General features: G+C 71.4%; 20 protein-coding genes and 1 pseudogene. 10 read left to right on the top strand and 11 right to left on the bottom strand.

Annotated features, from left to right (window positions below; translation table 11 throughout):
- Nucleotides 1–147: 147 nt before the first annotated feature.
- Nucleotides 148–1,581 (bottom strand): FAD-dependent oxidoreductase, encoded by a 1,434-nt coding sequence (locus AC2VOR_RS05870; RefSeq protein WP_486963372.1) that lies wholly within the window; start codon nt 1,579–1,581, stop codon nt 148–150.
- A 282-nt stretch (nt 1,582–1,863) separates the two neighbouring features.
- On the opposite strand from AC2VOR_RS05870, the gene AC2VOR_RS05875 reads away from it, so the two are divergent.
- Nucleotides 1,864–2,304 carry a DUF732 domain-containing protein gene (locus AC2VOR_RS05875; RefSeq protein WP_369740271.1) on the top strand — a complete coding sequence of 147 codons (441 nt, stop codon included), beginning with the start codon at nt 1,864–1,866 and terminating at the stop codon, nt 2,302–2,304.
- Here AC2VOR_RS05875 and AC2VOR_RS05880 read toward each other — a convergent pair.
- Both AC2VOR_RS05880 and AC2VOR_RS05885 read right to left on the bottom strand, forming a co-directional pair.
- On the bottom strand, nt 2,301–2,582 hold the full coding sequence (locus AC2VOR_RS05880) for a DUF3017 domain-containing protein (RefSeq protein WP_369740273.1): 282 nt from the start codon (nt 2,580–2,582) through the stop codon (nt 2,301–2,303). The genes AC2VOR_RS05875 and AC2VOR_RS05880 overlap by 4 nt on opposite strands.
- On the bottom strand, nt 2,579–3,424 hold the full coding sequence (locus tag AC2VOR_RS05885) for a bifunctional methylenetetrahydrofolate dehydrogenase/methenyltetrahydrofolate cyclohydrolase (protein WP_369740275.1): 846 nt from the start codon (nt 3,422–3,424) through the stop codon (nt 2,579–2,581). Before AC2VOR_RS05885 ends, AC2VOR_RS05880 begins: the two co-directional genes overlap by 4 nt.
- Nucleotides 3,425–3,463: 39 nt before the next feature.
- Here AC2VOR_RS05885 and AC2VOR_RS05890 point away from each other — a divergent pair, with 39 nt between their 5' ends.
- From AC2VOR_RS05890 to AC2VOR_RS05900, 3 genes are all read left to right on the top strand, one after another.
- Nucleotides 3,464–4,672, top strand: coding sequence for an NADH:flavin oxidoreductase (locus AC2VOR_RS05890; protein WP_369740276.1), 1,209 nt, complete (start codon nt 3,464–3,466; stop codon nt 4,670–4,672).
- A 147-nt stretch (nt 4,673–4,819) separates the two neighbouring features.
- Nucleotides 4,820–7,483 (top strand): ATP-binding cassette domain-containing protein, encoded by a 2,664-nt coding sequence (locus AC2VOR_RS05895; RefSeq protein ID WP_486963366.1) that lies wholly within the window; start codon nt 4,820–4,822, stop codon nt 7,481–7,483.
- A 46-nt stretch (nt 7,484–7,529) separates the two neighbouring features.
- Entirely contained in the window at nt 7,530–10,001 is a 2,472-nt protein-coding gene (locus AC2VOR_RS05900; protein ID WP_486963367.1) for an ATP-binding cassette domain-containing protein, read from the top strand.
- On the opposite strand, the gene AC2VOR_RS05905 is transcribed toward AC2VOR_RS05900, so the two are convergent.
- From AC2VOR_RS05905 to AC2VOR_RS05925, 5 genes are read right to left on the bottom strand one after another with little or no spacing between them, the layout of a single operon-like run.
- Entirely contained in the window at nt 9,998–10,564 is a 567-nt protein-coding gene (locus tag AC2VOR_RS05905) for a pentapeptide repeat-containing protein (RefSeq protein WP_369741744.1), read from the bottom strand. The genes AC2VOR_RS05900 and AC2VOR_RS05905 overlap by 4 nt on opposite strands.
- Nucleotides 10,561–11,148: a GTP-binding protein gene (locus tag AC2VOR_RS05910; protein ID WP_369740282.1), complete on the bottom strand. Its 588-nt coding sequence runs from the start codon at nt 11,146–11,148 to the stop codon at nt 10,561–10,563. Before AC2VOR_RS05910 ends, AC2VOR_RS05905 begins: the two co-directional genes overlap by 4 nt.
- On the bottom strand, nt 11,129–11,500 hold the full coding sequence (locus AC2VOR_RS05915; RefSeq protein ID WP_369740284.1) for a DUF742 domain-containing protein: 372 nt from the start codon (nt 11,498–11,500) through the stop codon (nt 11,129–11,131). The genes AC2VOR_RS05910 and AC2VOR_RS05915 overlap by 20 nt, the downstream gene beginning before the upstream one ends.
- Before the next feature lie 6 nt (nt 11,501–11,506).
- Complete coding sequence (locus AC2VOR_RS05920) at nt 11,507–11,905, bottom strand: serine protease inhibitor (RefSeq protein ID WP_486963368.1); 399 nt, start codon at nt 11,903–11,905, stop codon at nt 11,507–11,509.
- Nucleotides 11,902–14,667: a sensor histidine kinase gene (locus tag AC2VOR_RS05925; RefSeq protein WP_486963369.1), complete on the bottom strand. Its 2,766-nt coding sequence runs from the start codon at nt 14,665–14,667 to the stop codon at nt 11,902–11,904. The genes AC2VOR_RS05920 and AC2VOR_RS05925 overlap by 4 nt, the downstream gene beginning before the upstream one ends.
- A gap of 274 nt (nt 14,668–14,941) precedes the next feature.
- Between AC2VOR_RS05925 and AC2VOR_RS05930 the strand changes: the two genes are divergently transcribed.
- Nucleotides 14,942–15,406, top strand: a complete 465-nt coding sequence (locus AC2VOR_RS05930) for a tRNA (cytidine(34)-2'-O)-methyltransferase (RefSeq protein ID WP_369740289.1) — start codon at nt 14,942–14,944, stop codon at nt 15,404–15,406.
- 48 nt (nt 15,407–15,454) lie between these two features.
- Here the strand turns inward: AC2VOR_RS05930 and AC2VOR_RS05935 are convergent, their stop codons facing one another.
- On the bottom strand, nt 15,455–16,102 hold the full coding sequence (locus AC2VOR_RS05935; RefSeq protein WP_369740291.1) for a nitroreductase family protein: 648 nt from the start codon (nt 16,100–16,102) through the stop codon (nt 15,455–15,457).
- A gap of 114 nt (nt 16,103–16,216) precedes the next feature.
- Nucleotides 16,217–19,498 (bottom strand): error-prone DNA polymerase, encoded by a 3,282-nt coding sequence (locus AC2VOR_RS05940; RefSeq protein ID WP_369740292.1) that lies wholly within the window; start codon nt 19,496–19,498, stop codon nt 16,217–16,219.
- A 160-nt stretch (nt 19,499–19,658) separates the two neighbouring features.
- Here AC2VOR_RS05940 and AC2VOR_RS05945 point away from each other — a divergent pair, with 160 nt between their 5' ends.
- Together AC2VOR_RS05945 and otsB are read left to right on the top strand one after the other, a co-directional pair.
- Nucleotides 19,659–21,032 carry a wax ester/triacylglycerol synthase domain-containing protein gene (locus AC2VOR_RS05945; protein WP_369740293.1) on the top strand — a complete coding sequence of 458 codons (1,374 nt, stop codon included), beginning with the start codon at nt 19,659–19,661 and terminating at the stop codon, nt 21,030–21,032.
- Nucleotides 20,989–22,221, top strand: coding sequence for a trehalose-phosphatase (gene otsB, locus AC2VOR_RS05950; RefSeq protein WP_486963370.1), 1,233 nt, complete (start codon nt 20,989–20,991; stop codon nt 22,219–22,221). The genes AC2VOR_RS05945 and otsB overlap by 44 nt, the downstream gene beginning before the upstream one ends.
- Nucleotides 22,222–22,304: 83 nt before the next feature.
- Here the strand turns inward: otsB and AC2VOR_RS05955 are convergent, their stop codons facing one another.
- Nucleotides 22,305–23,174 carry a MaoC/PaaZ C-terminal domain-containing protein gene (locus tag AC2VOR_RS05955; protein WP_369740297.1) on the bottom strand — a complete coding sequence of 290 codons (870 nt, stop codon included), beginning with the start codon at nt 23,172–23,174 and terminating at the stop codon, nt 22,305–22,307.
- A gap of 102 nt (nt 23,175–23,276) precedes the next feature.
- Between AC2VOR_RS05955 and AC2VOR_RS05960 the strand changes: the two genes are divergently transcribed.
- From AC2VOR_RS05960 to AC2VOR_RS05970, 3 genes and pseudogenes are all read left to right on the top strand, one after another.
- Nucleotides 23,277–23,981 carry a histidine phosphatase family protein gene (locus AC2VOR_RS05960; protein ID WP_486963371.1) on the top strand — a complete coding sequence of 235 codons (705 nt, stop codon included), beginning with the start codon at nt 23,277–23,279 and terminating at the stop codon, nt 23,979–23,981.
- A 52-nt stretch (nt 23,982–24,033) separates the two neighbouring features.
- The gene (locus AC2VOR_RS05965; protein WP_369740301.1) at nt 24,034–26,037 is read left to right on the top strand and encodes an SDR family oxidoreductase; all 2,004 of its coding nucleotides are present in this window, start codon (nt 24,034–24,036) and stop codon (nt 26,035–26,037) included.
- Nucleotides 26,038–26,164: 127 nt separating this feature from the next.
- Nucleotides 26,165–26,781 (top strand): annotated as a pseudogene (locus AC2VOR_RS05970) (2OG-Fe dioxygenase family protein).
- Nucleotides 26,782–26,858 lie beyond the last annotated feature (77 nt).

A 26,858-nucleotide genomic window follows, 5' to 3' on the forward strand; every position in this document is an offset into this window, starting at 1 on the left:
CAGCAGCGTGTCCAGGTCGGCATCCAGCGCGTCGAACGCCGCACCCAGCTCCTCCCGGTCAACACTCACACCGTCAAACTATGCGCACCCACCGACAACAAACCCCGGAATGTGACCACAGAAACCACAGTGACACAAGTTTTTTGGCTAGAAGGTCAACCCTGACAACATGACCCGACTCGGGTCGTACTTCTGCCGCACGGTGGACAGCTGCGAGAGATTGGAACCGAAGTAGCGCGACGCCGGGGTGTTGGCCTCCAGGTAGTTGACGTACCCGCCGACCGAATACGGTTGCACCGCTTGGTGTGCGGCGGCCAGCCATTTCGTCGCCGCCGGCACCTGGTTGGCGGCGGGTTCGGCGTACCACTGCAGCACCGCGGACTGCTTGCGCCACGGGAAGGCCGTATCGCCCGGCGCCAGGTCGCCGGCCGCTCCCCCCAGGGGGTCGACGAGCACGGAGGCCTTCCCGGCCGCCGCGGGCCACTGCCCGATGGCGGTGGCAATCGCATGTGCCGCAGCGGCGTTCACCGTCGAGATCACGTCCGATCCCGCGACGAACCCGCGGGGAGACGACGCCGAGCTGCCGCCGGCAAGATACGTCGCCAGGCCCAGGTGTGTCATCGTCGTGTTCTGCACGCCACTGGGTTGCACACCGACCGCGGACTTGATCGCGTTCGCCGCCGAGGCCCCGGTGCCCGCGGGGCAGGTGGCCAGGATCTGGCAGTTCGTCTGCGACGACCCGATGGCGAGATCGACGCGGCCCCAGGTGTTCCGGTCGGCGGCGGCGAGCCAGGACTGCCAGCCGGACAGCACCTGCACCGCGGACGACGACGGAAAGTCGAGTCGCACTACGTCGGTGGAGTCGGCGGCGAACGTCGCGAACGTCATCGCCGTCGTCACGCCGAAGTTGCCGCCGCCGCCCCCGCGCAGCGCCCAAAACAGATCGGGATGGTCGTTGGCGGAGGCGGTGACCACGTCGCCGCTCGGCAGCACGACCGTGGCCGACTGCAGCGTGTCGCACGTGAGGCCCGCGCGCCGCGTATCCGCGCCGATGCCGCCGCCGAGCGCGGACCCCCCGATGCCGACCGTCGGGCAGGTGCCGACTGGGACCGCCCGGCCGGCGCCGGCGCAAGCCTGTTGCAAGGCGGCCAGATTGGTCGCCGGGGTCACCGTCACGTTGCCGCCGTCCAGCTGCGCCCCGCCGGGGAGGCCCCGCAGGTCGAGCACCATCGCATTGGCGGCGGTCGAGGCGCCGATATACGAATGCCCGCCGGCCCGCGGGGCGACCTGGAGCCTGTTGGCCGTCGCGAAGGCGACCGCCCGCTGCACGTCCGCCTGCGACGACACCGCAACCACCGCGGCCGGATTCGAATTGCTGTAGAACGAGTTGAAAACCTGCTTGCCTTTAACGAATTGAGCGCCGCTGGCCGGCAGCAGCACCCTGCCTCCGATGGAGGACGCCAGACCGCCCCACCCGCCGGCCGGGTCCGCCGCCGCCCGCGCGGTGCCGAACACCGCCCCCGTCGCCAACATCCCGACGGCACCGCGAAGGAACGTCTGGCGCGAGATCGCATGGTCCAACGGACGGCTTCGATTCGTCGTCATGGGCCGGATTCTGGAACATTTGGGGCCGGGAAACTTCCCGCCGCGGCGCGTGTCGGATCACGGTGTGGCGTCGATGTGTCCCGCCGCCCGCGGGCCGACGAGGACCCGGTAACCGATGCCGCGGGTGGGAGGCGCGCACGAAACGGCATAGTGTGCGAAGCTTTATCCCACCGTATCCTCGATGTGACCGGGATAGGCCAATGTTTTCGGGGTGATCCGAGTGCCGGAGGAGCACTCACGACAGACGGGGAAGCTGTCTTGAAACCAACGGCACGCACTCACGATTGGATCTGGATGTTCCGTCATCAGCCCCTGAGCATTCGGCTGCTGGCCGGCGCGGCCGCCGTCGTCACCGCGGCGGCGGCCCTCGCGGCACCCGCCGAGGCTGACTGGACGACCGACGACGGCTTCATCGACGCGCTGAACCACGCCGGGATCAACTTCGGTGAGCCCGGAAACGCGATCGGCGTGGGCCAGTCCATCTGCCCGATGCTCGCGGAGCCGGGCGGGAACTTCGCCGCGGCGGCGGCCCGGGTCAGGGGCGGGGGCATGTCCCCGCAGATGGCGCAGCTGTTCACCACCATCGCGATCCAGACGTACTGCCCCGAGGAGATCGCATCGATCGCCAACGGCAACCTGACCGGCGGCTTGCCGCAGGTCCCGGGCATGCCGGGCCTGCCCGCGCTGCCGGGAGCCTAACCGGTACCCAGCGGGTCGATGGTCCAGGCGATGTAGACCATCGCAGCCCCGATCGTCGCGGTGGTCACGAAGTCGACGCCCTTGCTGCGCACCACCAAGAGGCCGGCCCGGTCGTCGGGCAGCGCCAAGCGCAGCATCGCGGCCACGCCGACGCCGATGCCGATCAGCAACGAACCGCGCCGCCAGAAGTTGGCCCCCGCCAACGCGAAAGCCGTGGCGAAGATCACCCCCACCAGCAGTATCGGCCACTGGGCCCGCAGCACAGCCCGGCCGTTCATTGCCGCTCGGCCAGCTCGACGACGTTGGTCAGCAGAAACGCGCGCGTCAGGGGGCCGACTCCGCCCGGGTTGGGCGACACGTGGCCGGCCACCTCCCAGACATCCGGATGCACGTCGCCCACCAGGCCGTCCTCCGTGCGGCTGACCCCCACGTCGACCACCGCGGCGCCGGGGCGCACCATGTCGGCGGTCAGCATGTGCGGGACACCGGCTGCGGCCACGATGATTTCGGCCTGCTTGGTGAACGCGGACAGGTCGCGAGTTCCGGTGTGGCACAACGTCACAGTGGCGTTCTCAAAACGGCGCGTCAGCAGCAGCCCCAGTGGCCGGCCGACCGTCACGCCGCGGCCGATGACGACGACGTGCGCCCCGGCGATCTCGATCCCGTAGCGCCGCAGCAGGTGCACGACGCCCCGCGCGGTGCACGGCAGCGGCGCCGGGATGCTGAGCACCAGGCGGCCCAGGTTGGTGGGATGCAGCCCGTCGGCGTCCTTGGCCGGGTCGATGCGCTCCAGCGCCGCGTTCTCGTCCAGATGCCTGGGCAGCGGCAACTGCACGATGTAGCCGGTGCATTCGGGGTTGGCGTTGAGCTCGTCGATGGTCTCGTGCAGCGTGGCGGTGCTGGTGTCGGCGGGCAGATCGCGGCGGATCGAGGTGATGCCGACCTTGGCGCAGTCGGAGTGCTTACCGCGCACGTAGGCCTGCGACCCGGGATCGTCACCGACCAGGATGGTGCCCAGCCCCGGGGTGCGACCCGCCGCGGTCAACGCGGCCACCCGCTGCTTCAGATCGACGAAGATCTCGTCGCGGGTGACCTTGCCGTCCAGTGTGATTGCGCCCACGCCTCACAGTCTGGCACGCGGCGGGTTTAGGCTCCTCGCATGTCTACCCCACCTGACGTGTTCGCCCCGGCCAAGCTGGGTCCGGTGACGCTGCGCAACCGCACCATCAAGTCCGCCACATTCGAAGCGCGCACGCCCAACGGGTTGGTTTCCGACGACCTCATCGAATACCACCGCCTGCCCGCCGCGGGCGGGGTCGGCATGACGACCGTCGCCTACTGCGCGGTCTCCCCCGGCGGCCGCACCGAGGGCAACGGACTCTGGATGCGTCCGGAGGCGGTGCCCGGGCTGCGCCGGCTCACCGACGCGGTGCACGCCGAGGGGGCGGCGGTGAGCGCGCAGATCGGCCACGCCGGCCCCGTCGCCAACGCCAAGTCCAACAGGGCGACCGCGCTGGCGCCGGTGCGGTTCTTCAATCCCATCGGGATGCGGTTCGCCAGGAAGGCGACCCGCGACGACATCGACGACGTGACCGCCGCGCACGCCAACGCCGCGATGCTGGCCATCGACGCCGGCTTCGACGCGGTCGAGATCCACCTGGGCCACAACTATTTGGCGAGCGCGTTCCTGTCTCCGCTGATCAACCGCCGCAACGACGAGTTCGGCGGATCGCTGGAGAACCGGGCCAAGGTGGCCCGCGGGCTGGTGATGGCCGTGCGCCGCGCGGTCGACATGCGCGGGGCGGGCCGGATCGCGGTCACCGCCAAGCTCAACATGACCGACGGCGTCCGCGGCGGCATCAGCACCGAGGAGGCGCTGACCACCGCCAAATGGCTGCAGGACGACGGCGGGCTGGACGCGATCGAGCTGACCGCGGGCAGCTCGCTGGTCAACCCCATGTACCTATTCCACGGCGACGCACCGCTCAAGCAGTTCGCCGCCGCCTTCAAGCCGCCACTGAGCTGGGGCATGCGCATGACGGGCAAGAAATTCCTGCGCGAGTACCCCTACCGCGAGGCCTACCTGTTGCGCCACGCCAAGCTGTTCCGGGCCGAGCTGAAGATGCCGCTGATCCTGCTCGGCGGCATCACCAACCGGGAGACGATGGATCTGGCGATGGCCGAGGGATTCCAGTTCGTCGCGATGGGCCGGGCCCTGCTCGCCGAGCCCGATTTGATCAACCGGATCGCCGCCGACGGTGACCGGCACAGCGTGCATTCGGCCTGCACGCACTGCAACCAGTGCATGGCCACCATCTACAGCCGGACGTACTGCGTGGTCACCGGCGCGCCCGATTCGGCCCGCTGACGATGCACGCCGCCTAAGGCGGCGTGAGGAGGAGGCGGGCAATCCAGCCCGGCCCGCTGACGATGCACGCCGCCTAAGGCGGCGTGAGGAGGAGGCTGGCACTCGGCCTCGACCGCGAACTTATCTGCACCAGATAATGTTGTTTCGATGAGTGCACCAGCCCCGCCAGTCCTGACCGTCCGCTATGACGGTGGTGAACGCACCTTCGCGGCGGGTCATGACGTGGTCGTCGGACGCGACCTGCGGGCTGACATGCGGGTCACTCATCCGCTCATCTCGCGGGCCCACCTGCTGCTTCGCTACGACCAGGGCCGCTGGCTGGCGATCGACAACGGCTCGCTCAACGGCACGTTCGTCAACGGCCGGCGCGTTCCCGTCGTCGACATCCACGACGGCCAGTGCCTCAACATCGGAAACCCCGACGGGCCGCAGCTGCGGTTCGAGGTCGGCCGCCACCAAGGCATGGCCGGGCGCCCTCCCGAAACCGAGTCGATGCGTCTCCCGGCCAACGCGACCCAGTCCTTGAGCAGCGCCTGGTCCGGGCCCCCCGCCGCTCCTCCCGCTCCCCCAGGCCCGCCCGGGCCGCCACCCGCCCGGCCGTCGGGCGCGCCGCCGCGACCGCATCCGGGCCCGCCGCCACCGCACGGGCAGCCCATGCGCCCGCCGGCCGGCGGCGGACTGCGGCCGCACCCGCATCCGGCGAGCCCGCCGCCGCCCGGCAACTTCCAGCCGCGCCCGCAGGTGCCGGCCGCCGGACCCTGGGCGTCGTCGCAGTCCTCACCGCCGACCCAGATGTCGGCGCCCAGGGCCGCCAAAGAGCCCGAGGTGGCGAACCTGGCGACGAAGATGATGCAGGCGTTGATGCCGTCCCGGTCCGGGTCGCTGGAGAAGCCGGCCGGCGCGATCACGATCGGCCGCGCCACCGACAACGAGATCGTCATCCAAGACGTCCTGGCCTCCCGCCACCACGCCTTCATGATCCATACCCCGCTGGGCACCGAGATCCGCGACGCGCACAGCGTCAACGGGACGTTCGTCAACGGCGTCCGCGTCGGGTCGGCGGTGCTGACCGAGGGCGACGTGGTCACCATCGGCAACGTCGACCTGGTGTTCACCCGCGACACGCTGGTCCGGCGCACGGAGGCCGCGACGCGCACCGGCGGCCTGGAGGTGAACTCGGTCTGCTTCAGCGTCGAGCACGGCAAACAACTGATCGACCACATCTCGCTGACGGCCCGTCCCGGGACGCTGACGGCCATCATCGGTGGTTCCGGCGCGGGCAAGACCACGCTGTCGCGGCTGATCGTCGGGTACACCAGCCCCAGCTCAGGCACGGTTTGCTTCGAGGGACACGACATCCACAAGGAATACGCGAACATGCGTAGCCGGATCGGGATGGTCCCGCAGGACGACGTCGTGCACCGCCAACTGACCGTCAACCAGGCCCTCAACTACGCCGCCGAGCTGCGCCTCCCGCCGGACACTAGCAAAGAGGAGCGGGCGCAGATCGTCGCCCAGGTGCTCGAAGAGCTCGACATGACCAAGCACGCCGACACCCGGGTAGACAAGCTGTCGGGCGGCCAGCGCAAACGCGCCTCGGTGGCGCTCGAACTGCTCACCCAGCCGTCGCTGTTGCTGCTGGACGAGCCCACCTCGGGCCTGGACCCGGCGCTGGACCGCCAGGTCATGCTGATGCTGCGCCAGCTGGCCGACGCGGGGCGCGTGGTGCTGGTGGTCACCCACTCGGTGTCCTACCTGGACGTCTGCGACCAGATCCTGCTGGTCGCACCCGGCGGCAAGACCGCGTTCTGCGGCCCGCCCGACCAGGTCGAGGCCGCGATGGGCACCCGCAACTGGGCGGACATCTTCGCCAACGTGGGCGCCGACCCGGACGAGGCCAACCGCCGCTTCAAGGAGCGCGGCGACCATGCGCAGCGGCCACCGTCGCCGCAGAGCCCGGCGGACCTGGGCGAGCCGCCCAAGACGGATCTATGGCGGCAACTGTCCACGATCGCCCGTCGGCAGGTCCGGCTGGTTATATCCGACCGGGGATACACGATCTTCCTGGCGGTGCTGCCGTTCCTCATCGGCGGCTTGTCGCTGACGGTGAAGGGGTCCAACCCGGGCCTCGGGCCCGCCAATCCGCTCGGTGCCGCGCCCACGCAGCCGCAATACATCATGGTGCTGCTCAACATCGGCGCCGTCTTCATGGGCACGGCGCTGACCATCCGCGACCTGATCGGCGAGCGCCCGATCTTCAAGCGGGAACAGGCGGTGGGCCTGTCCACCAACGCCTACCTGCTCGCCAAGATCGCGGTCTTCTCCGTGTTCGCGACCGGCCAGGCAGCGGTGGCGACATTGATCGTGCGGATCGGCAAGGGCGCCCCAACCGCACCGGCCCTGTTCCTGGGCAACTCCACCTTCTCGCTGTTCGTCACCGTCGCCGGCACCTGTGTGGCGTCGGCGATGCTCGGGCTGCTGTTGTCGGCGCTGGCGCAGTCCAACGAACAGATCATGCCGATGCTGGTGGTGTCGATCATGTCCCAACTGGTACTTTCCGGCGGCATGATCCCGGTCTACGGCCGTTTCGGGCTCGAGCAGCTCGCCTGGGTGACCCCGGCACGCTGGGGTTACGCTGCGGGCGCGGCCTCGATCGACTTCCCGGCGCTGGTCAAGGTCAAGCAGATCCCGACCAACGACCCGATCTGGCAGCACTCCAAGCACATTCTGGTGTTCGACATGTTCATGCTGGCGGCGTTGTCGGTGGCCTACGCCGGCTTCATCCGGTGGCACATCCGCCTGAAGCGCTGAAACCCGGCTCGGGCGCGACAGCCGTCGCCGTCATTAATCTGGTCTGGTGACTCGTCCCGCGCAGCCCGTGCTCACGGTTCGGATCGACAAAACCCAGAGCAGCTTCGCCCCCGGCCGCGACGTCGTCGTCGGCAACGACGTGCGCGCCGACCTGCGCGTGGCGCACCCGTTGATCGCGCGCGCACACCTGTTGCTGCGGTTCGGCGAGGGCGGGTGGACGGCCGTCGACAACAACTCGTTGAACGGGATGTTCGTCAACGGCCAGCGGGTGCCGACCGCCTACATTCACGACGGCCAGAGCATCAACATCGGCAAGCCCGACGGGCCACGGCTCACGTTCGAGGTCGGACGCCACGACGGGGCCGTGGGCCTGGCGCCGCCGGCGGCGCCGGTCGCGCCGCCCGACAGGCCCGACCCGCCCACCCGCAGCTGGCGCCGGCGCCCGCCCGACGACGCGCAGCGCACCACCGCCATCCACGTGCCCCCGCCGGCCGCGCCCGACCCGGACCCGCCGACCCAGATCGGCGTCACCGGCGAGATCGCCGAGTTCCCGACCACCCGGGTCCGGACAATCGGGCCCGACGCCGGTGGTGAGCCGCCGCCACCGGGCGGCCCCGCCTGGATCGGGCGGTCGCTCGACAACGACATCGTCATCCACGACGTGCTGGCCTCACGCCATCACGCATTCCTGGCGCCAACGCCGCTCGGCACCGAGATCCGCGATGCGAACAGCATCAACGGCACCTTCGTCAACGGGATCAGGGTCGGGTCCGCCGTGCTCGCCGAGGGCGACGTGGTCACGATCGGCAACGTCGACCTGGTGTTCGGCGACGGGGTCCTCGTGCGCCGCCAGGAGCCGGCCACCCGCACCGGCGGGCTGGAGGTGCACGAGGTCGGCTTCAGCGTCGACGGCAAGAGCCTGCTCGAGCGGATCTCGATGACCGCCCGGCCCGGCACACTGACCGCCATCATCGGCGGGTCCGGCGCCGGGAAGACCACCCTGTCGCGGCTGATCGCCGGCTACGCGACCCCGAGCGCGGGTTCGGTCACCTTCGAGGGCCACGACATCCACACCGAGTACGCGTCGCTGCGCACCAGGATCGGGATGGTCCCCCAGGACGACGTCGTGCACCGCCAGCTGACGGTCAACCAGGCCCTGGGCTACGCGGCCGAGCTGCGGCTGCCGCCCGACACCAGCAAGGCCGACCGGGAACAGGTGGTCGCGCAGGTGCTCGACGAGCTCGGGATGACCCAGCACGCCGACACCCGCGTCGACAAGCTGTCAGGCGGGCAGCGCAAACGCGCCTCGGTGGCGCTCGAACTGCTCACCGGGCCGTCGCTGCTGATCCTCGACGAGCCGACCTCGGGGCTGGACCCGGCGCTGGACCTGCAGGTGATGACGATGCTGCGCCAGCTGGCCGACGCCGGCCGGGTGGTGCTGGTGGTCACCCACTCGCTGACCTACCTCGACGTCTGCGACCAGGTGCTGCTGCTGGCCCCCGGCGGCAGGACCGCCTTCCTGGGCCCGCCCGGCGGGATCGGCGACGTCATGGGCACCACCAACTGGGCCCACATCTTCGCCAAGGTGGGCGCCGACCCCGAGGAGGCCAACCGGCGCTTCCTGGCCCAGAAGGACGCGCAGAAGCAGCCCCCGCCGACCCCGGCGGCGCCGGCCGACCTGGGCGCCCCCGCGCACACCAGCGTGCGCCGTCAGCTCTCCACGGTCACCCGCCGCCAGGTCCGGCTGGTGGTCGCCGACCGCGCCTACTTCCTGTTCCTGGCGCTGCTGCCGTTCGTCATGGGCGGGCTGTCGCTGACGGTGCCGGGCGACACCGGGTTCGGCGTGGCCCCGCCGACCAGCGACACCCCTGACGAGTCGGCGCAGATCCTCACGCTGCTGTCGATCGCGGCCGTCTTCATGGGCACCGCGCTGACCATCCGCGACCTGATCGGCGAGCGCCCCATCTTCCGGCGGGAACAGGCGGTCGGCCTGTCGACGGGGGCCTACCTGGGCGCCAAGATGGTCGTGTTCTGCGTCTTCGCGGTCGTGCAGGCGGCGATCGCGACGGGCATCGTCATCGCCGGCAAGGGGGCGCCTACCCAGGGGGCGGTGTTGCTCGGGGATCCGAGCCTCGAGCTGTTCGTGACCGTCGCCGCGACGTGCGTGGCCTCGGCGATCCTCGGGCTGGTGCTGTCGTCGCTGGTGCGCTCCAACGAGCAGATCATGCCGCTGCTGGTGGTCTCGCTGATGCTGCAGCTCGTGCTGGCCGGTGGCCTGATCCCGGTCACCGGCCGGATCGTGCTGGACCAGGTGTCGTGGGCGGTGCCCGCGCGGTGGGGCTACGCGGCCTCGGCGTCGACGGTGAACGTGGACGCGCTGGTGCCCGGGACGCTGGTGCCCCACGACAGCCACTGGCGCCACACCCCGGGCGCCTGGCTGTTCGACATGGCGATGCTGGGCGCGCTGACGGTGGCCTACGCGGCGATCGTGCGGTGGCGCATCCGGCTCAGGCACTAGGTCGACGCGGCGTCCAGCCGCAGCCCGTGCGCCAGCGCGAAGGCCAGGGCCTGGTCGACGTCGACGCGGGCGCCCGCCAGGGCGGCGGTCCGCCACAGCGCGGGCTCCACCACGGCGCCGCGCAGGTCGGCGTCGTCGAACCTGGCGCCGGTGGTCCGCGCGCCGGTGAGGTCGGCGCCGCGCAGCACCGCCTTGCGCAGGTCGGTTTCGACCAGGCTGGTCTCGCGCAGCCGGCAGCCGCTCAGGTCGAGGCCGCGCAAGTCGTTACCGCCGAGCACCGCGAGGGTGAAGTCCACCTCGTCGAACGTGACCGGGCGCAGCCGGCACTGCTCGAAGACCGAGCCCAGCATGCTGCACTGCGCGAACGTCGCGCGCCACAGCACGGTCCGCCGAAAGGTGCAGTTGCGGAACGCCGACCCGCGGTGCTCCGACTCGCCCAGGTTGGCGCCGCTGAAGTCGCAGTCGGTGAACACGACCCGTTCGGTGCGCAGCCGGCCGAGGTCCTCGTCGCGGAAGTCCCGGCCCTCGAAGTGGCGGTCGGCGCAGGGCTGCGGGGCGCTCAGCTCGCGGCCAGGCTTTCCAGCGCGTACTCGCTGACGGCGATCAGCGCGTCGGTGGCCGAGCGGCGGTCGCGGGCGTCGACGGTGATCACCGGGATGTGTGGGGGCAGGGCCAGCGCCTCGCGCACCTCGCCGGCGGGGTAGCGGGGTGCGCCCTCGAACTCGTTGACCGCGACCAAAAACGGCAGCTTGCGGTGCTCGAAGAAGTCGACTGCGGCGAAGCTGTCCTGCAGGCGCCGCACGTCGACGAGCACGATCGCCCCGATCGCGCCGCGCACCAGGTCGTCCCACATGAACCAGAACCGCCGCTGCCCCGGGGTGCCGAACAGGTAGAGCACCAGGTCCTCATCGAGGGTGATGCGGCCGAAGTCCATCGCGACGGTGGTGGTCCGCTTGTCCGGGGTGGCCTCGAGCGCGTCCACGCCGGCCGAGGCGTCGGTGAGCATCGCCTCGGTGCGCAGCGGCATGATCTCGGACACCGCGCCGACGAACGTCGTCTTCCCGGCGCCGAACCCGCCCGCGACGACGATCTTCGTCGAGGCGTGCGCTCCCCCGTCCGGCCGGGCATCAGAGTGCTCGTAAGCCACGCAGAGTCCTTCCTATGAGCTCGTGGCGCTCATCGCGGGTCGAAAGTGCTGTCAACGTCCTGTGCACCTGAAGGTAGCCGGACAGAACCAGATCGCCGACCAGGACGCGCGCGACGCCGACCGGCAGATCGAGCCGGGCCGCGATTTCGGCGACCGACGGGCTGCTGACACACAACTGGATGATCGTGCCTTTCGGATCCTTGGGTGGCCACTGGTGGGCAAGGCCGGCCTGCAGCGTCTGGATCGGCGCTTCCAGGGGGAGGTCGACGTCGGTGTCGGTGCGCCCGGCCGTCAACGTGTACGGCCGGACCAGGCTCGCCTTACGCGGGGACGGCCAGGGCTCGGGTTCCATCGCGGATCACGACACGCTGGACCGGCGGGTGGACTGCACGACGCTGCCGACGCGCTCGACCAGGATGGCCATCTCGTAGCCGATCTGGCCGATGTCGCAGGACGTCGCGGCCAGCGTGGCCAGATGCGAGCCGTCGCCGACCCGCATCAGCAGCAGATAGCCGTTCTGCATCTCGACCACCGACTGCAGCACCTGCCCACCCTCGAACAGCTGCGCGGCCCCGGTCGCGAGGCTGGCCAGCCCCGAGGCCACCGCCGCTAACTGGTCGGCGCGCTCCCGCGGCAGGTGTTCGCTGGCGGCGATGGGCAGCCCGTCGACGGACACCAGCAGCGCATGCGCCACCCCGGGGACCTCGCGGGCGAACTTCGTCACCAGCCAGTCCAGCGAACTACCCCCCGAGGTCATGGTTGATCCGTTCCGTTGCTCGTCTCACGGGCGTGCGTCCGCCCGGTGCGCACCCCGCCGAAATGGCTGCTGAACGACGCGCGAACCGCCTCGGGGTCACGCGCCGGGTGCGCGATGCCGTTGCCGGGCCGCTCGTCGCCGCTCGGCTCGTCATCGTCAGCTGCGCCGGGCACCAGCCGGGCCCCGGGCGTGCGGACCGGCAAACCGTGCTCGGCGGTGCGCGCCTCGACGGGCTTGTCCTCGGCCTCGGCGGCCAGCGACCAGCCGCGGTCCCATACGGACTGCCAGTCCAGGTCGGGGCTGTTGACCAGGTCGTGCGGGTCGCCCAGCATCTCCGAGAGCATCCGCCGGTAGATCACGTCGTCGGCCGGGCCGGCCTGGGACGCGGGACTGTCGACCGCTGGTGTGGTGCGCTCACGCAGCTCCCTGGAGCGGGCCGCGAAGAACGCCGAGGTGTCCGACACGCCCGGGGCCTCCGGGGGTTTCGGGGTTTCGGGGGTTTTCGGGGTTTCGGGGGCTTTCGGGGTTTCGGGGGCTTTCGGGGTTTCGGGGGCTTTCGGGGTTTCCGGCTGGGCCCGCGCGCCGCCCTCCCACCACGGGTTGGCCAGCTCGCGGCGGCCGCGCCTGGGCTGTTCCGGCGCCGGCGGGGCGGGGACGTCGGTGATGCCGCTCGAGCCCGGGTTGCGACGCGGCAACAACGTCACCGTGGGCCCGGACCCGTTGCGGGGCGCCGGCTCGGGCTCGGGCTCGGGCTCCGCCTGCGGGCCGGTCGGTTCGGCGCCCGTCGCGGACACCGACGGCGCCCACGACCCGGCCGTCTCCACGGGGGCCGGCGCCGCACCGTCGAGCACGGTCGGCGGCAGGTAGATCTCGGCCGTCGTGCCGGATCCGGCTTCCTGGCCCGCCGGGCCCCGCAGCCCGACCCGGATGCCGTGCCGGGCGGCGATCCGGCCCACCACGAACAGCCCCATGTGCCGGGCATTGTCGGGAGTGGGGTCGGGGGTGACGTCGCCGCCCTCTTGCAGCCTGGTGTTGGCGATGCGCCGGTCGGCGTCGCTCATGCCCAGGCCCGCGTCGGCGATCCGCAGCAGCACGCCGCCGTCGCCGCCGGGCGTGCCGGAGACCCGGACCGGCGTCGTCGGCGGGGAGTAGCTCAGCGCGTTGTCGATCAGCTCGGCGAACAGGTGGATGACCCCGCCGGCCACCGCACCGACCAGCGCGCAGTCGGGCAGCCCGAGGATCTCGACCCGGCGGTAGTCCTCCACTTCGGACACCGCGGCGTTGACCACCGTCGACAGCGGCACCGGTTCGCGCTGGTCGCGGGCGAGCTGCGCACCGGCAAGCACCAGCAGGTTGGCGCTGTTGCGGCGCAGCCGGGCCGCCAGGTGATCCAGCCGGAACAGGCTGTCCAGGCGTTCGGGATCCCGCTCGTCGCGCTCCAGCCGGTCGATCAGCGACAGCTGCTGGTCGACCAGGGAACGGCTGCGCCGCGACATGGTCTCGAACATGTCGTTGACCAGCAACCGCAGCCGCGCCTCGTCGCCGGCGAGCAGCAGCGCCCGGGTGTGCAGCTCGTCGACCGCGTGGGCGACCTGGCCGATCTCCTCGGTGGTGTACACCGGCAGCGGCTGCGGGACCGGTTCGGCGCCGCCCGCCTTGACCCGGGCCACCTCCTCCTCGAGGTCGGTGTGGGCGACTTTGAGCGCGCCGTCGCGCAGCACTCGCAGCGGCACGACGAGCGCGCGCGCCACCAGCAGGACGACGATCAGCGCGATCACGATCGCGGCGGCCACCAGGACGGCGTCCAGGACCGCGGCGTCGTGCCGCTCGGCGGCCTGGGCGCGCACCGACTTGGTGATCGCGGCCGTCGTGCCGTCGATGATCTGGCCGGCGAGGTCGTCGGTGGTCTGGATCGAGCGCAGCAGGTCCGGGTTGTCGACGAGCACGCTGGCCGGATCCGACATGATCGCCATCCGGGTCACCATCTGCTGCTGCAGCGCCTTGGCGTCCGGCGAGCCGACGCCGAGCACCTGGCTCATCCCGAACAGCGTCGACGGTTCGGTGCCGGCCAGGGTGATCATCGACGTCCGCAGCGCGGGCTCGGGCAGGTCCGCTCCCCGGGTGACCAGGATCTTCTGCATGGTCATCTGCCCGCGGGCCCCGACCGCCCGGCTCAGGCCCTGGGTCTCGGTCCGGATCCGCTGGTCGTCGACGCGCACCGAGGCGTTGATGACGTCCTCGGCCGTCAACAGTATCGGGGCATAGGTCGTGATCCGCTCGCGCAAACCGATGCTGTTGTCAGCCACCTTGTCCAGCAGCGCCTGACCGGCGTTGAGCAGCGTGTCGACCCCCGACCGGACGTCGGGGGTGACGTCGGTGTCGGCCAGTCGCTGCTGCAGTTCGTACTTGCGGGCTTCGTAGTTCTTCTTGGCGCCTTCGACGTCGCGCTCGGTGGAACCGGCCAGCAACGCGACGTCCATGGCGGACATGTATTTGGCGACCGCAGGCAGCACGTCGGCGCGGGCGGCGGCCAGCTTGAGCTCACCGGAGTTGGCCATCTCGCCGTGGACGCGCAGCGCGCCGAAGACCGTCGCCAACATCAGCGGCACCAGCACGATCGCCAGGACCTTCGCGCGGACCGGCCAGTTGCCCGGCGACCAGGCCGGTGGGCGTTTCGCGCGATGCCCGCCGGGGGCGGGGGTCGGGGCCGGCCCGGACGGCGCCGCCGCGGCCAGGTGGGCCGGGCGGGTGAACATGGTCACGCGGGTGCGGCCGCGTGACCGGCCGCTGCGCTCGCGTTCGGCGCCAATACAAACCAGAGGCTCATGAAACTTCCTGCTTTATTCCACCCGCCGCGCGCAGAGGGCGCGAGCGGTATACACGTGGCAATCCGACGAGTATGACAGCCCGCGGCCCAGGTCACCAGAATCGTTACTGAGCAGACACAGCCCCCGGGAGCCGGCCCCGCACTCCGGCGGGCAGCACCGGCAAACCCGCGGCGCGGGTGCGGGCACGCGGCTTTGTCATGATCACCCCATGTTCCGCTTGCTGTTCGTCTGCCCGCGCATCCCGCCGAACACGGGCAACGCCATCCGGACGGCGGCCGCCACCGGCTGCGAGCTGCATCTGGTCGAGCCGCTGGGCTTCGACCTGTCCGAACCGCAGCTGCGGCGCGCCGGGCTGGACTATCACGACCTGGCGTCGGTCACCGTGCACGCATCGCTGCCGGCCGCGTGGGACGCGCTGATGCCGGCGCGGGTGTTCGCGTTCACCGCGCAGGCGCCCACCTCGTTCGCCGACGTCGGATACCTGGCCGGGGACGTCCTGATGTTCGGCCCCGAACCCACCGGGCTGGACGCGGAGACCCTGGCCGACGCGCACGTCACCGCGCAGGTGCGGATTCCGATGCTGGCGGGCCGGCGCTCGCTGAACCTGTCGAACGCCGCGGCCGTCGCCGCGTACGAGGCGTGGCGCCAGCACGGCTACCTCGGGGGCGTATAGCCCGGCGACGATACGGCCCGTGCGCGGGCCGGGCAATCACACCCTGAGTTACCACGTGTCCCAGTGGGTGACCTGGTCGGCAGGCAGCCGCTTGGCCGGGCGGAAGTCGGTGCCTTTGGTGTAGGCGATCGGGAACAGCCCGCCCTGGCTGTATTTGTCGTGCGGGATGCCCAGCACCTCGGCGGCCCGCTGGTCACCGTCGTTGATCAGGTGCAGCGTCGTCCAGCAGGTGCCCAGGCCGCGTGAGCGCAGCGCCAGGCAGAAGCTCCACGCGGCGGGGAACAGCGACGCCCAGAACGAGGCGCTCAGGCCCAGCGGCGCCTTGTCCACCTTGCCCTCCAAGCAGGGGATCAGCAGCACCGGCGCCTCGTGCATGTGCTCGGCGAGGTAGAGCGCCGAATCCTTGACCTTGTCCATCCGCTCGCCGCGGGTGTCGCCCTCGGGGTACTGCGCCGCGGGCAGGCTGAGGTAGTCGCGGGCGTTGGCGAGGTAGATGTCGGCGATCGCCTTCTTCTTGTCGGCGTCCTCGACGAACACCCACTGCCAGCCCTGCGCGTTGGACCCGGTGGGCGCCTGCAGCGCCAGTTCGAGGCACTCCATCAGCACCTCGTGGGACACCGGCTTGTCGAAGTCGAGGCGTTTGCGGACCGAGCGGGTGGTGGTGAGGAGTTCGTCGACGGACAGGTTCAGGGTCATGATCCGGACACTACCGTCGGGACCTCCTCCCCTCGCGAGGGTGCGTGTCTGCACGCGACACGCCGGGGTTGGGTGGCATTCTGCGCACCCTCGCGGAGGTGAGGCCGGCGGGCCTCACCGGAAGTCGCGGGAGCGCGATCCGACGGCCAGGCTGATGCGGCCCAGCCGTTCGGCGACGACGGTGACGGCGCCGCTGGCGTTCTGCACCTGACCGCGCACCAGCAGCGCCGGCGCCGTGTTCGCCAGCTTGCGGTGCCGCGCCCACACCCCCGGCGTGCACAGCACGTTGACCATCCCGGTCTCGTCCTCGAGGTTGACAAACGTCACGCCCTGAGCGGTGCCGGGGCGCTGCCGGTGGGTCACCGCGCCGGCGATCAGCACCCGGTCGCCGTCGGGCACGCTCAGCAGCTTCCCGGCGGGCACCACCCCCAGCGCGTCGAGGTCTTCGCGCAGGAACTGCGTCGGGTAGCTGTCCGGGGAGACGCCGGTGGCCCACACGTCGGCGGCGGCCAGCTCCAGCTCGCTCATCCCCGGCAGCGCCGGGACGTGCGAGCTCGCCCCCACCCCGGGCAGCCGGTCCGGCCGCTGGGTGGCCGCGGCCCCGGCCGCCCACAGGCCCTCGCGCCGCGACATGCCGAAGCACCCCAGCGCCCCGGCCGTCGCCAGCGCCTCGGTCTGCGGCACGCTCAGTTGCAACCGGGCCGTCAGGTCCAGCAGGGAAGCGAACGGGCCGTTGGCCTTTCGCTCTTCTACCAGCCGCTCGGCGAAATCCTCGCCGATATGGCGGACCGCGCCCAGCCCCAGGCGCACCTCGGTGCCGGCGTTCTCGAGCGTGGCGTGCGCCAGGCTGGCGTTGACGCACGGGCCGTGCACCGTCACGCCGTGGCGGCGCGCGTCGGCCACCAGCGACTGCGGCGAGTAGAAACCCATCGGCTGGGCACGCAGCAGCGCCGCGCAGAACGCCGCCGGGTGGTGCAGCTTGAACCACGACGAGTAGAACACCAGCGACGCGAAGCTCAGCGCGTGACTTTCCGGGAAGCCGAAATTGGCGAAGGCCTCCAGCTTTTCGTAGATCCGGTCGATCACCTCCTCGGAGGCGCCGTGCAGCGCGCGCATCCCGTCGTAGAAGCGGTCGCGCAGCCGCCGCATGCGCTCGGTCGAGCGCTTGGAGCCCATGGCGCGGCGCAACTGGTCGGCCTCGGCGGCGGAGAAGCCGGCGCAGTCGACCGCGAGTTGCATCAGCTGCTCCTGAAAAAGGGGCACCCCCAGCGTCTTTCGCAGCGCCGATTCCATCGACGGGTGGTCGTAGGTGACCGGGTCCAGGCCGTTGCGCCGCCGGATGTAGGGGTGCACCGACCCGCCCTGGATGGGGCCGGGACGGATCAGCGCGACCTCGACCACCAGGTCGTAGAAGATCCGCGGCTTAAGGCGCGGCAGCGTGGCCATCTGCGCGCGCGACTCCACCTGGAACACGCCGACCGAATCGGCGCGCGCGAGCATCTCGTACACCGCCGGCTCGGACAGGTCCAGCCGGGCCAGGTCCACCTCGATGCCCTTGTGCTCGGCCACCAGGTCGATGGCGTAGTGCAGTGCCGAGAGCATGCCCAGCCCGAGCAGGTCGAACTTCACCAAACCGATTGCCGCGCAGTCGTCTTTGTCCCACTGCAGGACGCTGCGCCCCGCCATGCGCGCCCACTCCACCGGGCACACGTCGGCGATCGGGCGGTCGCAGATCACCATGCCCCCGGAGTGGATGCCCATGTGGCGTGGCAGGTTGCGGATCTGTTGCGCCAGGTCGATCACCTGCGCCGGGATGCCTGCGACGTCGGGTGAGTCCGCGAGCCCGTTCCAGTGGCCGATCTGCTTGCTCCACGCGTCCTGCTGGCCTTGGGAGAAGCCCAGCGCGCGGGCCATGTCGCGCACCGCGATCCGCCCCCGGTAGGTGATCACGTTGGCGACCTGGGCGGCGTAGTCGCGGCCGTATTTGTCGTACACGTACTGGATGACCTTTTCGCGTTGGTCGGACTCGATGTCCATGTCGATATCGGGCGGCCCGTCGCGGGCCGGCGACAGGAAGCGCTCGAACAACAGCTCGTTGGCCACCGGGTCCACCGCGGTCACACCCAGGGCATAGCAGACCGCGGAATTGGCGGCCGACCCCCGGCCCTGGCAGAGGATGTCGTTGTCCCGGCAGAACCGGGCGATGTCGTGCACCACCAGGAAGTAACCCGGAAACGTCAGCTGGGCAATGACTTTCAGCTCGTGCTCGATCTGGGCGTACGCGCGGGGGGCGGCCTCGGGGAGCCCGTAGCGGTCACGCGCACCCGTCATAGTCAGGTGCCGCAGCCAGCTGTCCTCGGTGTGCCCGTCGGGAACCTCGAACGGCGGCAGCTGCGGGGCGATCAGCGCCAGCCCGAATGCGCACCGCTCGCCGAGCTCGGCGGCGGCGGTCACCGCGCCGGGATGCCATGCGAACAGCCGGGCCATCTCCTCGCCGGAACGCAGGTGCGCACCGCCCAGCGGGGCCAGCCGGCCCGCGGCCGAGTCCAGGGACTGGCGGGCTCGGATCGCCCCCATCGCCATGGCCAGCCGGCCGCGCGACGGCTGGGCGAAATGCGCCCCGGTGGTGGCGACGACGCCGACACCGAAGCGCGGCGCCAGGCCAGCCAGCGCGGCGTTGCGTTCGTCGTCGAGCGGGTGGCCGTGATGGGTCAGCTCGATGCTCACCCGCTCCGCCCCGAACCGGTCCACCAGGTCGGCCAGCGCCCGCTCGGCGGCAGCCGGGCCACCCGCGGAAAGGGCTTGGCGCACATGCCCTTTGCGGCACCCGGTCAGGATGTGCCAGTGCCCGCCGGCAGCCCGCGTCAGCGCGTCGTAGTCGTAGCGGGGCTTGCCCTTCTCCCCGCCGGCCAGGTGCGCGGCCGCCAGCTGCCGTGACAGCCGCCGGTAGCCTTCCGGGCCGCAGGCCAGTACCAGCAGGTGCGGGCCGGGCGGGTCCGGCGCCTCGGTGCGAGCCCCCGGCCCCAAAGACAGCTCGGCCCCGAACACGGTGCGCATGTCGAGTTCGGCGGCGGCTTCGGCGAACCGCACCGCCCCGTAGAAACCGTCGTGGTCGGTGAGCGCCAACGCGCGCAGGCCCAGCCGGGCCGCCTCCTCGACCAGTTCCTCGGGCGTGCCGGCGCCGTCGAGAAAACTGAACGCCGAATGCGCGTGCAGCTCGGCGTACGGGACCGGCGAGCGGGCCCGCCGGCCGCCATCGGGCGGGCGGTACGCCGCGCGCCTGCCCGACAGGGGGCCCTCCTGCTCGGGCTGCGACAGCGCACCGCCGTGGCGCGGTTTGCCGTCGAGCACCCGCTCCATCTCCGCCCAGCTCGGCGGCCCGTTGAACCAGCCCACGTGCCCCAATCTATCGAATGTTTGTTCGATACGGGCGGGTGCGGTTGTTAATCACCTCTTCAACTGCACAACACGTTCTTAACGCCACGGGCCTACCGCGCCGGGACGCCGGACCCGATACTGGTACGGGGCGAGGAAAAATCGACGGCGGGAACCGAGCATGGCGCAGCTGAAGGCACTGGACACGTCCTACCTCACCACCTCCGCGGACCGGCATGCCGGCCTGGCCGTCGGCGCGGTCGCCGTCGTCGACGGAGTTCCCAACCATGCGCTGTTGAAAAGCCTTCTGGCCGAACGTTTTCAATCGCTGCCACGTTGCTCCCAGGCGCTGCGGCCCCCACCTCACGGCCCCGGGTGGGTCGACCCTCCGCGGCTCGAGCTCGCCCACCACGTGCGCCGCGTGGCGATCTGCCGCCCGGGCGGCGACGCCGAGCTGTCGGCCGCCATCGCCTTCGCCCTCGAACGCCCCCTCGACCCGGACCGGCCACCCTGGGAGTGCTGGGTCATCGAGGGCCTGCAGGGCGGGAAGTGGGCGATCCTGATGAAGGTGCACCACCGCCTGACCGGGGACAACTCCCCCGCCCGCCTGCTCACCCGGTTGTGCGACGAGAACGACCCGGCGGAGTTCGCCAACCACGTTGTAGCCGAACAGCTTTCGCCGTCGCAACCCGCCGGGCACGGGTGGCCGCACGCGCTGTGGCGGGCGTCGTCCGCCGCGGGTACCGTCGCCAACGCACTGGTGGGCGCGGTCTGCCCCGCGCTGCGGACGCCGCCCGGCGCGGCCACCATGCGCCGGTACCGCACGGTGCGGGTGCCGATCGCCGACGTCGACCGCGTCTGCCGCAAGTTCGGCGTGACCGCCGACGACGTCGCGCTCGCGGCGATCACCGAGGGATTCCGCACGGTGCTGCTGCAGCGCGGCGAGCAGCCGCGGGCCGATTCGCTGCCCACCGTGGTGCCGACGCCGAGCCGCGCGGCCATGCCGGTCTACCTGCCGGTCGAACACGACGACCCGGTGCGCCGACTCCGCACCGTGGCGACCCGGCGGAAGGCCGGGCAGCCCGGCGCCGGCATCGTCGAGTCGGCGCTGAAACACCTGCCAACGATCTTGCGGGGCAATCTCTTACAGCTCATGGACCGGCTCCCGCAGGGCGACCTGGTGACGCTGGCGACCAGCCTCCCGGGCCCACGGCGCCAGCTGCGGCTGATGGGCCAGACCATGGAGCGCCTGCTGCCGATCCCCCCGACGGCCGCGCGGCTGAGCACCGGTGTCGCGGTGCTCGGCTACGGCGACGAGCTCGTCTTCGGCATCACCGCCGACTACCACGCCGCCTGCGACGTCAGGCGGCTGGCCGCCGCCATCGAGGTCGGCATGGCCCGGCTGGTGGCGCTCAGCGAGGACTCGGTGGTGCTGTTCGCCAGGGACCGCCGGCGCACGCGCGGCACCGGCCCGGCCCCGGCCGCACCGGCCACCATGAGAAGGTTGGGTGGTGCGCACGCCGGAGCCGGTCGTCATCGACCCCCGCCGCCATGACGCCGCGGTCTTCGCCCTCGACGCGGTGACCGATGCCGGGGGCGAAGCGCTGGAATCGGCGGTGACGATGGTGCACCGGTTGGCCGACGTGGGGCTCGGCACCGCCGTCTTCGCGCCCGGCCACCGCCGCGACGTACCGGCGGATCTGTTCGCCGCGCGCGCCGACGACCCGGCCGCGGCGGCCGAGCGCCTGCGGGTGCGGCCGGGCCGCTGCGTCGTCGTGGCGAGCGACGTCGCCGAGGTCACGGCCGCGCGCGAGGGCGGTTTCGCGTTGGTGGTCGGCGTGGCCGCGGGAGAAGACCGGGCGGGGCGCCGCGACGCGCTGGACGAGGCCGGCGCCGACGCGGTGGTGGCCGACGTGGACGAGCTCATGGTGCGGACCGGGGACCACCGGATGTCGCAGCTTCCCGACGCGGCGCAGGCCCTGGACCCGCCGTCGAACCCGGCGGTGTTCTACGACTTCGACGGCACACTGTCGGACATCGTCGACGACCCGGACGCGGCCCGGCCCATCGCGGGCGCGACAACGGCGCTGCAGAAGCTGGCGGCGCGGTGCCCGGTCGCCGTGCTGTCCGGCCGCGACCTGGCCGACGTGACCCGCCGTGTCGGCGTACCCGGAATCTGGTACGCCGGCAGCCACGGGTTCGAGCTGACCGCGCCCGACGGGACACACCACCAGAACGACGACGCGGCCGCGGCCATCCCCGTGCTGGAGCGTGCGGCCGCCCAGCTGCGCGAGCGGCTCGGGCCGATTCCCGGCGTCATGGTGGAGCACAAGCGATTCGGGGTGGCCGTGCACTACCGCAACGCCCCGCGGGACCGGGTCGGCGAGGTGGCCGCGGCGGTGCGCGCGGCCGGCCGGCACAGCGCGCTGCGGGTGACCACGGGCCGCGAGGTCATCGAGCTGCGCCCGGACCTCGACTGGGACAAGGGCAAGACGCTGCGCTGGGTGCTCGAGCACCTGCACCTCGCGGGCTCGGGCGCGCTGACGCCGATCTACCTGGGCGACGACATCACCGACGAGGACGCGTTCGACGCGGTGCGCGACGGCGGCGTGCCCATCCTCGTGCGCCACGACGAGGACGGCGACCGCGCCACCGCCGCGCTGTTCGGGCTGGACAGCCCCGCGGCGGTGAGCGAGTTCACCAACCGGCTGGCGCGACGGTTGACCGACGATCGCGGGAACTGACCCGCGGAGGTTCCCGCGCACAGCGACCCGTTCCGTCGGCCGACACTCGGCCCACGCAGCGCCGGCGCCGCCGGGACGGCGCCCTAAGCCACGTACTCCACCGCGCCGTCGTCCAGCGCGACCCGGACGTCCGAACCGTCCGGCGCCGACACCTCGGTGCGGAAGACCGCCTTGCCCGGTTCGGTGCGCCAGATCAGCGTGGTCAGCGTCTCGCCGGGGAACACCGGCGAAGTGAACCGCGCGTCGATCGCGGTGATGTTGGCGGCCACGCCGCCACCGAGCTCGGCGACCAGCGCGCGGCCGGCCACCCCGTAGCTGCACAGGCCGTGCAGGATCGGCTTGGGAAACCCGGCCAACTCCTTGGCGAACCACGGGTCGCTGTGCAGCGGGTTGCGGTCCCCGGAGAGCCGGTAGATCAGCGCCTGGTCCTCGCGGGTGGGCAGCGCGATGCGCGCGTCGGGCTCGCGGTCGGGGATCTCCGGGGCGACCGGCCGCTGACCGGGCTGTCCGCCGAACCCGCCCGACTGGCGGATGACCAGCGTGGTCAGCGTCTCGGCGATCAGCTCGCCCGACGCGGGGTCGGTGCCGCGGCCGCGGAGCACGATGATGGCGTTCTTGCCCTCGCCCTTGTCCTGGATGTCGGCGACCTCGGAGACCACCGACAGCTTGCCAGCGGGCGGCAGGGGCGCGTGCAGCCGGATGCCCTGCGACCCGTGCAGCAGCAGGGCGTGGTTGAAGGTCCCGATCTTGCCCGCCGCCGCGAAGGCCGGTGAGCAGATGACCGCGTAGGTGGGCAGCACCTGCTGGGTGATGTCGTGGCTGTTCTCGGTGGTGAACGACAGGTCGTCGAGACCGGCGCCGACGCCGAGCGCGTACAGCATCGTGTCCCGGTCGGTCCATGCGAACTCCATCGGTTCGGTCACCGCGCCGACGGCACTGGGGTCAATCGCCATGAGGGAGTCTCCTTCTCGCCGGAATCGAAGCTTTTGCCCCTATTTCGTACCAACCATCGCAAACCCTTCCCACCGGGGCCGTCGGCAGGGCAGGCTATCGCCATGTCCACGCGCATGGGGAACGCACTCAAGGCAGTGGCGGTGCTGGCCGCGGCGGTCGTCGTCGGCGCCTGCGGCGGTGGGTCACCGCAGGCCCGCAGCATCACCCTGACCTTCATCCGCAACGCCCAGTCCCAGGCCGAGTCCGACGGGCTGATCGACACCTCGATTCCGGGCCCCGGCCTGAGCGCCGACGGCAAGGGCCAGGCCCAGCAGGTGGCGCACGCGCATCACGACTTCGACGCCGTCTACGCCTCCGACATGGCCGACGCCCAGCAGACGGCCGGGCCGCTGGCCGGTGAGATGGGCAAGCAGGTCGAGGTGCTCGACGGGCTGCGGCCGATCAACGCCGGCTGGTACAACGGCAAACCCGAGACGATGGCCGCCTCGACGTACCTGCTGGCCCCGGCGGACTGGCTCAACGGCGACCGGCAGGACAGCGTCCCCGGGTCGACCAGCGGCACCGATTTCAACTCCCGGTTCACCGCCGCGGTCCGCAAGATCTACGACGACGGCCACGCCAAGCCCGTCGTCTTCAGCCAGGGGACGGCGATCATGGTGTGGACGCTGATGAACGCCAAGAACGGCAAGGACAGCCTGCTGACCAACCATCCCCTGCCCAACACCGGCCGCGTGGTGCTCACCGGCAACCCGATCACGGGCTGGACGCTGGTCGACTGGGACGGCATCCGCAGCTTCGCCAACTGATTTCACGCCCGCACCGGTTGACGTGTGCGGCGCCGACCCGCACGATGGCTGCATGCGGTATGTCGTTACCGGCGGTACCGGGTTCATCGGTCGCCGCGTCGTGGATCGTCTCCTCGACACCCGGCCCGACGCCCAGGTCTGGGTGCTGGTCCGTCGCGGGTCGCTCGGCCGCTTCGAACGCCTGGCCGCCGAGTGGGGTGAGCGGGCCAGGCCGCTGGTCGGCGAGCTGCCCGACCTGGCGCTGACCGAGCAGACCCTCGACGACCTCGGCGAGATCGACCACGTCGTGCACTGCGCGGCCGTCTACGACATCACCGCCGACGACGCCGCGCAACGCGCCACCAACGTCGAGGGCACCCGCGCGGTGATCGAGCTGGCCGAGCGGCTCGGCGCCACCTTGCACCACGTGTCGTCGATCGCCGTGGCGGGCGACTTCCGTGGCGAGTACACCGAGGACGACTTCGACGTAGGCCAGCGGCTGCCGACCCCCTACCACCAGACCAAGTTCGAGGCCGAATCGCTGGTGCGCTCGGCGCCCGGGCTGCGCCACCGCATCTACCGCCCGGCGGTGGTGGTGGGCGACTCGCGCACCGGCGAGATGGACAAAATCGACGGGCCCTACTACTTCTTCGGCGTGCTGGCCAAGCTCGCGGTGCTGCCTTCGTTGACCCCGATGCTGCTCCCCGACACCGGGCGCACCAACGTCGTCCCGGTCGACTACGTCGCCGACGCGCTGGTCGCGCTCCTGCACGCCGAAGGTCGCGATGGTCAGACGTTCCATTTGACGGCTCCGGAAACCATTGGCCTGCAAGGCATCTACCGTGGCGTCGCCAAAGCGGCGGGGCTGCCGCCGGCGCGCGGGTCGCTGCCCGGCTCGGTGGCCGCGCCGCTGCTGAGAGTGCGCGGACGCGCCCGGGTGTTGCGCGACATGGCGGCCACCCAGCTCGGGATTCCGGCCGGGATCTTCGACTTGGTCGACCTCAAGCCCACCTTCGTCAGCGAGCAGACCCGGGAAGCCCTGCGGGGCAGCGGGATCGAAGTGCCCGGGTTCGCCTCCTACGCGCCGAAGCTGTGGCGGTACTGGGCCGAACACCTCGATCCCGACCGCGCCCGCCGCGATGACCCCAGAGGACCGCTGCACGGCCGCCACGTCATCATCACCGGGGCATCCAGCGGCATCGGGCGGGCGTCGGCCGTCGCCGTCGCGCGGCGCGGTGCAAAGGTGTTCGCGCTGGCGCGCAACGGCGACGCGCTCGACGAGCTGGTAGCCCAGATCCGCGCCGAGGGTGGCGACGCGCACGCCTTCCCCTGCGACGTCACCGATTCCGCGTCGGTGCAGCACACCGTCAAAGACATCCTGGGCCGCTTCGACCACGTCGACTACCTGGTGAACAACGCCGGCCGCTCGATCCGCCGCTCTGTGGTCAACTCGACCGACCGGCTGCACGACTACGAGCGGGTGATGGCGGTCAACTACTTCGGCGCGGTACGCATGGTGCTGGCCTTGCTGCCGCACTGGCGCGAACGCCGGTTCGGCCACGTCGTCAACGTCTCCAGCGCCGGTGTGCAGGCCCGCAACCCCAAGTACAGCTCGTATCTGCCGACGAAGGCGGCGCTGGACGCGTTCGCCGACGTCGTCGCCTCCGAGACGCTGTCGGACCACGTCACGTTCACCAACATCCACATGCCGCTGGTCGCCACGCCCATGATCGCGCCGTCGCACCGGCTCAACCCGGTGCCGCCGATCAGCCCCGAGCGCGCGGCCGCGATGGTGGTGCGCGGTCTCGTCGACAAGCCGGCGCGCATCGACCCCCCGCTGGGCACGCTCGCCGAGGCCGGCCACTACTTCGCGCCGCGGCTCTCGCGGCGCATCCTGCACCAGCTGTACCTGGGCTACCCCGATTCGGCGGCGGCGCGCGGGCTGCCCACCGCCCCGGCCCCGACCCGGCCGCCCGAACGCCGGCCCCGGCGCCCCGCTCGCGCCGGCACCCGCGGCCTGCGCACCCCCCGGCCCGTCAAGCGTCTGATGCGTTTGGTGCCCGGGGTGCACTGGTAGGCCGGTTTCCGTTTAGCCGCAGGCGATTGCGGTATTCCGGCCCCATGGCTGGGATTGTTTGCGACGAGCGGGCCGACGCCGACCCGGTGACCGCCGCCGTGCGGTCGCTCACCCCGGCGCGTTCGTGATGCCCTGCGGCAATGTGACACGCAACCTGCGGGCGGGCCCCCAGGTGTGGGCGAGGTTCGGCCGGCACTGGGAATATCTGGCGCCGGACGCCTACGCCGAGGCCGTAGGCGTGCGGCGGCTACGCCGCTACGGCCAGTTCCTGCTGCACGACGGGTCTGTGCACCGGATGCCGGACCGCACGTTCACCCAGCCCGACGACTCGAATCCGCTCTACGTCGGCCAGGGCCGGGACTTCGCGCCGCTGACCGACGCGTTCGCCCGGGATCCGCTGCTGCACCGACCGATCAAGCTGCTGGGCCGGGTCGCGGACGTGTTGGACGGCGTGGCCGAATGGAACGTCAAGGTGCACCTCTCCCGGGTCCGCTCCGCGACGACGGGGTGATTCTGGTCAGCGCGCTTGTGGTCGGGCGGCGCAACGCCGTCGGCGAGGAGAGCACCTGTGCGACGACGCCGGCCGCCCCCCTGCTGAAGGCGACGCTGACCGAGCCCGGTGAGTTACCGCTCGGCGACGACCGGCGGACCCTGCCCGGCGTGTCACCGATTTGGCCGCTGGACCCGCGCGCGCCGGCGCAGCGCGACGTCCTGGTGGTCACCTTGGCCTCCCGGTGGCCGTGAGCGTCCCGGTAGTCTTGCGACGGTGACCCCGGTATTCGTCGACGTCGACACCGGTGTCGACGACGCGCTGGCGTTGC

The organism is Mycobacterium sp. TH-M103 (assembly GCF_057473785.1).

Coding starts and splice junctions, on each gene's coding strand:
- AC2VOR_RS05880 (WP_369740273.1), bottom strand. CDS start 2,582: ATGAACGGCCGGGCTGTGCTGCGGGCCCAGTGGCCGATACTGCTGGTG.
- AC2VOR_RS05890 (WP_369740276.1), top strand. CDS start 3,464: ATGTCTACCCCACCTGACGTGTTCGCCCCGGCCAAGCTGGGTCCGGTG.
- AC2VOR_RS05895 (WP_486963366.1), top strand. CDS start 4,820: ATGAGTGCACCAGCCCCGCCAGTCCTGACCGTCCGCTATGACGGTGGT.
- AC2VOR_RS05915 (WP_369740284.1), bottom strand. CDS start 11,500: ATGGAACCCGAGCCCTGGCCGTCCCCGCGTAAGGCGAGCCTGGTCCGG.
- AC2VOR_RS05920 (WP_486963368.1), bottom strand. CDS start 11,905: ATGACCTCGGGGGGTAGTTCGCTGGACTGGCTGGTGACGAAGTTCGCC.
- AC2VOR_RS05930 (WP_369740289.1), top strand. CDS start 14,942: ATGTTCCGCTTGCTGTTCGTCTGCCCGCGCATCCCGCCGAACACGGGC.
- AC2VOR_RS05935 (WP_369740291.1), bottom strand. CDS start 16,102: ATGACCCTGAACCTGTCCGTCGACGAACTCCTCACCACCACCCGCTCG.
- AC2VOR_RS05945 (WP_369740293.1), top strand. CDS start 19,659: ATGGCGCAGCTGAAGGCACTGGACACGTCCTACCTCACCACCTCCGCG.
- AC2VOR_RS05955 (WP_369740297.1), bottom strand. CDS start 23,174: ATGGCGATTGACCCCAGTGCCGTCGGCGCGGTGACCGAACCGATGGAG.
- AC2VOR_RS05960 (WP_486963371.1), top strand. CDS start 23,277: ATGTCCACGCGCATGGGGAACGCACTCAAGGCAGTGGCGGTGCTGGCC.
- AC2VOR_RS05965 (WP_369740301.1), top strand. CDS start 24,034: ATGCGGTATGTCGTTACCGGCGGTACCGGGTTCATCGGTCGCCGCGTC.